This is a genomic window from Serratia sp. 2723, from assembly GCF_050434425.1.
In the GTDB taxonomy this organism is placed as follows: domain Bacteria; phylum Pseudomonadota; class Gammaproteobacteria; order Enterobacterales; family Enterobacteriaceae; genus Chania.
Map to the genome: position 1 here is coordinate 1 of NZ_JBNDIN010000028.1, position 8,525 is coordinate 8,525.

6 protein-coding genes are annotated in these 8,525 nt (G+C 61.3%); all 6 read right to left on the reverse strand.

All coding sequences use genetic code 11. From position 1 onward, the window contains the following. Positions 1-2,179, reverse strand: a 2,179-nt coding sequence (gene tssI / locus ABIE29_RS23300; RefSeq protein ID WP_429621703.1) for a type VI secretion system tip protein TssI/VgrG, incomplete at its 3' end; no start/stop codon positions are given. A 20-nt stretch (positions 2,180-2,199) separates the two neighbouring features. Further along, entirely contained in the window at positions 2,200-3,945 is a 1,746-nt protein-coding gene (tssF, locus tag ABIE29_RS23305) for a type VI secretion system baseplate subunit TssF (protein ID WP_429621705.1), read from the reverse strand. Between the two features lie 18 nt (positions 3,946-3,963). Next, a complete protein-coding gene (tssG, locus tag ABIE29_RS23310) occupies positions 3,964-4,992 on the reverse strand; it encodes a type VI secretion system baseplate subunit TssG (RefSeq protein ID WP_429621707.1) in 1,029 nt (342 codons plus the stop codon). After that, on the reverse strand, positions 4,989-6,731 hold the full coding sequence (tssF, locus tag ABIE29_RS23315) for a type VI secretion system baseplate subunit TssF (RefSeq protein WP_429621709.1): 1,743 nt from the start codon (positions 6,729-6,731) through the stop codon (positions 4,989-4,991). The genes tssG and tssF (ABIE29_RS23315) overlap by 4 nt, the downstream gene beginning before the upstream one ends. 24 nt (positions 6,732-6,755) lie before the next feature. After that, entirely contained in the window at positions 6,756-8,180 is a 1,425-nt protein-coding gene (gene tssC, locus ABIE29_RS23320) for a type VI secretion system contractile sheath large subunit (RefSeq protein WP_429621713.1), read from the reverse strand. Positions 8,181-8,306: 126 nt separating this feature from the next. Beyond that, positions 8,307-8,525 (reverse strand): PAAR domain-containing protein (locus ABIE29_RS23325; RefSeq protein WP_429621711.1); only part of this gene is annotated, 219 nt, incomplete at its 5' end.

The window sequence follows — 8,525 nt, forward strand, 5'->3', positions numbered from 1 at the left end:
CGTTAACCATTGAGGTCAGTCCACTGATGGGCAGAGAGCCAACGTTAGGCAATGCTTGAGAAACACCGCCTGTCGAGGCCCAGCCACTGCCGGGCATTCCTTGAGGGCTACTGGCCGTTGCCGGTAACGCTCCACCGGATTGCTGTACAAAGCCGCTGGAGATATTTTTGCCGGGCGACGCAGCTGCAGGGGTATCATCTATCGCGCACCCTCCTTCTTTACATTTCTCGCACTCTTCGCAGTACGGAGCATCACTGCTGAGCACGCCCTGTTGGATCAGCGTGGGGGCGGCCAACAACGGCACCACGCCTGGCATCTTCAGGTTGACGCCTTGTCCGCTGCCCGCAGAGCCGCTGCCCACCAGCAACGATGACGAGGTGAAAATGGCCCCCGGCGCCAGTTTGATAAAGCTGCCCCCGGCCTTGAGCGTCAGCTCACTGCCCGCCGAGAGGGTGATTTTGGCCCCGGCTTCTACCGATACTTCCTGCCCAGCCTTCACCACATAGGCGCTGCCAACCTGCAAATGGGATTCGCCGTCGGCCAGTTCGGACTTTTTGCCGCTGGTGTGGAGGGTGAGTTCGCCCTTGATGCGGCTTTCCTGGTTACCCTCGATGTCGCTCAGGCTGTTGCCGCCAATCTTGCTGCTCTGGTTGGCGCGAATGTCCCAGTGTGCATCGTTGTTGACCAGGGCCTTGAGGTCTTTCTGCGCGTGCAGGTAAATCTCCTCGCTGCCCGCCTCATCCTCAAACGACAGTTCGTTAAAGCCCTCGGCCTTGTGCGATTTGGTGCGCCAGACCGAGCGGGTCTTGTTGGCCGGTAACGGATAGGGCGGTTTGTTCAGGCCGTTGTAGTAACGCCCGCTGACCACCGGGCGATCGATATCGCCGTTCAGGTAGCTGATCAGCACTTCCTGGCCGATCCTTGGCAGCGTCACCGAGCCAAAACCGTCCCCCGCCCACTGGTTGGAGACCGGCACCCAGCAGGAGGCTTTTTCATCCGCCGGGTCGTAACGGTTCCAGTGGAAATGCACCCGCACCCAGCCCAGTTCGTTGACGTACAGCTCTTCGCCCTTTGGCCCGACAATGGTGGCTACTTCGTCCCCGTCGGCCAGCGGTTTGTAACGGTAGTTTGGCCGCCAGTCGATATTCCCCGGCGCAAAGGTCAACGAGTTGGTGAAGGTGGTGCCGCTGCCGTTACTCTCTTCTTCCAGCGCGGCAGGCTGCTCCCCACGGTGGCTGACGGTGATCACCTGCCAGCGATCGTTGCGCGCCTGCACCGGGTGGCCCTGCAAGGTAAAAATGGTGCCCGGCATCAGCCGGATGCTGTTGGTTTCTGCCGCGCCCTGTTGGGTGCCCGCTTGCATGGCCTCCAGCCGCACGGTGCTGAGCTGCGGCCCGGTCTGGTCATCCTGATAACGGCCATAGCTCTCAAAGACCGAGTACTGGGTGGCTTCACCGCCCAATGCAGGGTCGCTCTGTTTAAATTGCAGAGGATGGTCTGGCCGCCGATGCTCGCGATCCTTGAGCACGCTTTCCCGTGACTGCATGAACGCTCCCAGGGTCAGCCGATGGGCGATGTCGCCCTGGGTGGGTGACTGGATATGCGGGTTGAAGGTCAGCGGGATACCTTCCGTCATGCTCAGGTGCGAATCGCCATACACCAGTTCGTTATCTTCAAACCAGAAGCTGATCCCCACCTCGGCCATCAGCCGCAGGATGAAGTCCAGGTCGCTTTCGCGCTTCTGGGTCACGTACTCACGCTGTGGATAGGTCTGCTGGAGTTGGCTCTGGTAAGGGATACGGTGTTCGTCCAGTACCTGATTGACGATGTCTGGCACCGACAGGAAATGGAAGATCCGGCTGTCCTGTTTCAGGCTCAGTACCCAGACATCCGGGCGGATCACCGCCTGATAGTAGGTGCGGCGAAAACCGCTTTCTCCCTGAGTCAGGCTGGCGATCAGCCCCGGGATCGTGCGCTGTTCCTTGCCACTGACGGTGACGGTCAACGCCCCCGGCTGCAGCAACTGTGCTTCCAGTTCGATGTCTGACCGGGTGCTGACCAGGTTCAGGGTCAGGGTAAACAGGGTCGACAACCCTTCTTCCAGGGTAAAACCGGCCACGTCAAAGGTGTCCGGAGGCAGTTCACCGAGTTGGCTGCTGAAAAATAATCCGCTGTCCATCGTTCACTCCTTGTGGTGTCTCACATCATGGCTCGTTGGCCGCGCGCCAGGGGCAATGCCCAGCGCCGTTGTGAAGGTTCGGTTATCACATCCAGCAGCAGGAAGCTGTTGGTGGTCAGGCAATGGGTAAAGAAGACGCTCAGCGCCGCCGCAAAGGTGTAGGCTTCGCCGGGGCTGTCGAACGCCTGGTCATCGAGCGTCAGGGTCATCTGCAAACCGCGCCGTAGCCGCTCCCCCATCAGGGTATTCACCGGTTCGGTCTTGACGGCGGTGATGCCCTCCACCGCCCGCCGGATGTGCCGGACCTGGGGCAGGTTGTGCCGGGCGTGCAGGCAGAAATCGTCGATCGCCCGTTGCACCGTTTCCCGGTGGTTGAGAAGCGCGGGGCTGAACGACAGGCAGGCCATCAGCCGCCAATGGTGATGGCTGTCCACCACCGCCGGGTAAGGGGTCGAAAATCGGCTGACGGTAGTGACGTCCAAAGTGTCGGTCACCGCCATGCCGAGCAGGAAAGGTGAGCCTGTCGGTAACGTGGGTGATTGCGCCGAGGTGGTGAGCAGATCGCAGACCACGGCCCGGCAAGGGGGATCGGTCAGCGGTTCACCGGCACTGTTGCACAGCACCAGTTCATGCTGCATTCGCCCCAGGACATCACCGCTGACCCGGACGGTGTAAAACAGCGCCAACGCGGCGTCTGGCGCATAGCGCGATTCCGGCGTCAGTTCACTGTCGGGCTGGAATTGCACCCGTCGGCCCCGCCGCAGGGTATCCGGCTCTTCCAGCATGCTGACGCCGGTGATGGCATATACCCAGCGATCGTCGGCATACGGCAGCGGGTAAACGCTCTGCCCGGGTAGCAGCCGTATGGGGGCGCTTTTCTGTGCCGCCAGGCTGATCACCGGGACGCAGTGCAGCATAAAGGCCGAGGCCAACTGCGCTTGAGTGAGTGGGATCTCCCCGTTGAACGTGAGGATGACGGTAAAGGTGCGGCTGTTCCCCAACGTCAGCCCTGAGCGCATCGGGCCAAAATCCAGCGTCAGGAAATCATGCACATGGGGCAGGTACAGGTATTCAGCCAGGCTTTGCAGCGCCCAGGTGGTTTCCCCCTCATGCGGCAGGATGCGGTTATCCGCAGTGGGACGCGGGGAAGACAACACCGTTTCCAGCACGGTTTGTCGTCCTGCCACCTGTAGCACGGGCCGCTCCTGATGCTGTTCACACCACAGGGTCAGCGTCGCTGCCACCTGCGGATCGTCGCCCAGAAACAGCGACAGCGGCTGGACCGGCCAGGTATCACCCGGCCCCTGGTACTGAAACGTCAGGCGGATCTCGCTGTGGGAGTGGGTGACCAGCAACTGCCGGTCAATCAGGGCCAGCGGCTGCAGCGTCAAGGCATGGCAGGTCTGGAACACCTGCGTACGTCCGTCGGACAACAGGGAGAGCGATTCACCGGCGGGCAAGGTTAACGGTGCATCCAGCGTGTTGGCTTTGGCGCTGACGTTCACCACGCCACAGGCCGGAATAGGCCGCAGGGGGAAGGGCCAGGTGCGTGAAAGATGCCCCTGCGTGACTTCGGGGAAGCCGTCCTCCAGCCGTTGGCGCAGCCCGGCATTCAGCATTGCCGCCCCCTGGAGCAGGCATTCCACATCCGGATCGCCCGCATGGCGGCCCAGTTGCGCGGCCAGTGACGGAGTTTCCTGCCCCACCTTGTCTGCCAGCGCACGCAGGTAGGCATGTTCCTCTCTGAGATGATCGGTAAAGTTCATATCAATCCTTGACGTTGGCTACCTGCGCACAGGCAACAGGGTGTAGGGTTGCTCTTCGGGCTGCCCCACAAAGGTGGTCCACCCCAACTGGGTCCGCTGCGTGTCGCCGAGCCTCAATCCCCCCGCCTGATGCCGTGCCAGCGTCAGGCGCAGATCCCAGACCAGCGGTTCGCGCAGGATATACTCGACAAAATTGACCAGCAGACGATGCTGCTTACCCTCAGGTAAAAACGACAGGTACTGTTCCTGCGTGAGCTCATTGATCGACAGTTGAAATTTGACGCTGCGATCGCGCATCCGGCTGCCGATCACAAAGTTGCCCCCCAGCAGCGAACGGGGTTGATGGCGTTGCCCGCGTACGGCGGTGACCTGCCCCAGGCGATTTTGCTGCTCGTCACTCAACGTCATGACGTGGGGCATGCAAGACTGCACCGTCACGTCCGGGAGTGAAAAGAAGTGGCCGACCAGGCGGGCGATCACCTCCGGCGAACGGCCCGGTGAGGCCAGCAGACCGGCGTAGGCCAGCATGGCTTCGGCATTGATCCCCAACTGCTCTCGCGTCTGCGGATGGCCCAGGCCTATCAGGGCAAAAATACGTCCCGAGGTGGCATCGCGGCCCCCCGGTTTAAAGGTGATCTCATAGCGGTATTTGCGCCATATCTGGTGCGCCAACGACAGGGGCCGATGGTTGAACACCGCCAGGAAATCGTTGAGCCGTGTCTCTCCCTGCGCCGTGCTGCCGGCAATGTCATCCAGATAGTAATAGGGCAAGGGCGACTGGCTACCTTGCAGGCCCAGAAAGCTCACCTCAAGACGCAGCGGCCCACCCGGCTCATGGTGCAACGCCACCATATCGCTGGCGGCAAAGCCCAACCCGGCAGCGGCGGTAAAGCGCAACGCCTCCCGATTCGGCGGCAGGCCGAGCGTGCGGGCCGGATCGATGCCAGCCAGCCGGTTCAGCCCTTCCACCAGGCGGTAGAAGTCATACTGGCTAACGTTATCGGCGATAACCTGGAGCTGCTGCTCCTGCTCTGCACTGGGGATCATAGAAAGCGGTAAGACTCCTGATTATCGTGGTTAACCACGGTGAGGGTATGGAAATGGTTGACGCTGGCGCGTTGGGCCAGGAACCGTGCCAGTACCCGGCCATACAGATACAGCTCACCTTCCGAGTCAAACGCCCCTTGTAGCCGCACCGTGAGCGTGGAGGCCAGGCCATCGATCGCCACACCGTCGATGAAACGTTCAGCCGGGTGCACGGTCAGGCTGAGTAACCCCGCTCTGCGCCGCCGGGAGACCCCTGCCGCCAGTTCACTGTGCCAGGCGGGCAGATCGCAGGCGCTCAGCACCTGCCGCAATGCCGTCAGCGTCAGCAGGGAACGGCTGTTCAGTGAGAGGTTGCGCAGCAAAGCAGCCTGCAAGGTCGCATCCAACCTCGGGCTAAGGGGGACCGACGGGCGGGTAATATTGTGTACGCGCACCCCCGGCGGGCAGCCGGTGGCAGGTTGGCGGAGTTCTCCTACTTTCAGGTGCAACGGCAAGCGGCGGTGGCTGCACGTCAGCCGTACCGACACCGATTCCGGCGGCAGGTTGTCCAGGTTTTCACCGTGGCGGATCAACGCCAGGTGATGGTTCAAGCCCCCCACGGGCGACGATGTGACCCGCACGTGGTAATACCCCGCGTCTTGTTGCTGGCTGAAACGCTCAAACGGCGCATAGTGGCGGGGGGTATCGCTCAGGGCTGATACGCCGGTCACTTCATCTACCGAGAACACATCGTAGTCTTCAGGATGGCGCACGCTGGGGAATAGCGGCAGCTCTGACTGCGTGCCATCGAGGTTGACCCCGTCAGCGTAATGGCTAAACAGGTTGATGGCGGGCGTGCAATGCAGGCGCACCGTCTGGCGGTTGATAACCAGGGCAGACGGTAAAGGCCGGGAGAAAGTGAACCGCAGGGTAAAGCCGTGAGAGGCCGACAGCGGAGGCAGGCTGGGGAAACCTGCCACGTCCATAAATAAAAAGGCATTAGGGAAACAGGCGTGCTCCTGCAGCAGGCGATAGCCGGGATCGGCATTCTGTGGCCAGGGCAGCAGTGCCTCTTCGTCGTTGAAACCGACTGGGGTGAGCGCCAGCTCCGGCAGTGGCCACGTCTTTCCCCCCACTTCCAGCGTGGCGTGGCTCAGGTATTCACTCAGCCACAAATGCAGCTGTTGCCCGGTGTGCAGGTCTTCCCCCAGATACAGCCGCAGGCCGTTCAGGCTAGTGAGATCCAGGGGCCGATCCGCCGTGGTGACCAGTTGCAGACACAGGCTGTCATTGCCGTGCCGCTGCTCGCGGCTTACCGCCTGTACCTGTAACGGCCACAGCCGGGTATCACGGCAGGTGCGGAAATGGCACCGCAGCGTTTCCTTACCGGTCGTCACTGGCAGCGGGATACTGACCACCGTGGCCCCCTTGGCGATCCGGGGGCAGGTCTGCGTGGGATCCGACAGGTAATCCTGCTGCCATTCCAGCACGGTCATGCTCGGGGTGGGCCGCAGAAAATAGGGCCACAGCAGGGCCAACATATGGTGGGTGAGGTTCGGTAGCTGGTCTGCCAACTGCCCCTCTAACTGCCCGGTCATCCAGGCCATGCCCTCCAGTTGCCGCTCCACATCGGGATCGTGGTTGGGTGCGGTCAGAAAGGAAACCAGCGGGGCATGCGTTTGTTGCAGCGCCTCGGCAGCCTGGTGTAGCGCTTTGCGCCGACGGGCTTGAGGAAATGGCCGATGTTTATCCCGGTTCATGCTGAAGACATCCTGTCTTGGAGGTTATTTATCCAGACGCCCGGTCAGGGCGAGGACGAAGTTGGAACCCATGTGTTTGAAATGCGGCTGCACATGCAGCTGTGTCAGATACCAGCCGGGATCATTCGCGACTTCCTGCACTTCAATGCGTGCAGCGCGTAACGGGCGGCGGCTGCGTACGCTGGCGGGTGGGTTCTCCTGATCGGAGACAAAGCGTTTCAGCCAGTTGTTGAGCTGATGCTGCAGGTCGCCCCGATTGCGCCAGCTACCCAGCCGTTCACGCTGCAATACCTTGATGGTGTGCGCCAGGCGGGTAATGATAAACAGGTAAGGCAGTTGCGCCCCCAACTGGTCATTGACCCGGGCGTTCATCCCCTCAGGCGTGAGGTCGGTATAGTGCGGCGACTGGATTGAGTTGGCCGAATAAAACACCACGTCCTGCCCTTGCTTGCGCACCCCAAGCGGAATAAACCCGGCCATTGACAAGCGGTACTGCCACTGGTCCGACAGCAGCGTCTCGGTCGGGATCTTTTCTTGCCAACGCCCCAGCGCCGCATAGTAGCGAGCGGGCAGGTTACGGAATGCCCCGCCGCTCTCCGCCCCGATAATATTCGGGCACCAGCGATAACGGGCAAAGCTGCCTGCCAGGCAGAGCGCCAGTAAAAAGGCGCTGTTGCCCCACAGCAGGTGCTGATGGGAGCCGACCTGTTCCTGATAGACAAACTGCCTGACCTGCTGTGACGCTGGGGTATAAGGCTCGCGCTGCAAAAAACGGCACACGGTCAGCCCCAGATAGCGGGCATCCGGGGTAGCCCGGAGCGCCTGCCAACGGATATGTGTCGGTGCCGCCATGACCGCGTCCAAATCAAGAATGGCGGGCAGGTCGGCGAGTGAGTCAACGCCAAAGAAGGTAGCGTCTGCCGCCGACAGAAACGGCGCGTGCGCCATGGCGCTGACGACGCTCAGGTAGTGCAGCAGTTTGATATCGGCGGCACCGGGGGTGAAATCGTAGCAGCCAATCACCGCCGCCACCGGCACCCCACCAAACTGGCCGTAGCCTGCCGAATAGACATGCTGGTAATAGCCTGAAGAGGTAATGTCTGGGGAGAATTCGAAATCCGCCAGCAGCTCTTCCTGAGTGGCATGGAGCAGCGTCAGCTGAATGTTCTCATGAAACGGAATGTTGTCTACCAGCAGGGCCAGCCCGCGCCAGGTTGATTCCAGGCGCTGAAACCCCGGGGCATGCAGGATCGCATCCATCTGGGCATTCAGGCGCTGGTCCAGTTCCCGCAGCAGACGGTCAATCAGCAGAATGTTGAGGGTGATGCCACGGCCTTGTTCCGGCAGGGCGCACAGCAACAGTGCGATGTCCGCGTGGCTCAGTGCATACTCACTGCCGTTCAGCGTGGCAAGCAGCCCGGCGGCCAGTGAGGTGCGTTGTGGGGAAATGTCTGAATCGGTCTGTAGCGTATCTAGCGTAGCCACGGCATCCTTGCTCCCTGGTGAAGAGTCTTGTCCATTGTTTTGTGACTCTGCCGATTCTGGCGGAGTGATTAGCGCTGAACGACGTTGCCGTCAGGCATTACATTCATGTTGTGAAGCAATCAGAGCGGCCCCGCAGGCGGTTTTCATTCCTTCCAGGGCCACAGGCAACCCGCCAACCTGGACGGTTTCTGTACCACTGACAATGGGGAAGACACCTTTGCATTGCGGACAGGAAACCAAATGCCCTACCAGCGCTACGTTCGTCCCGCAGAACTGCATCACTGAAGATCCCTGTAACACGACCCCACC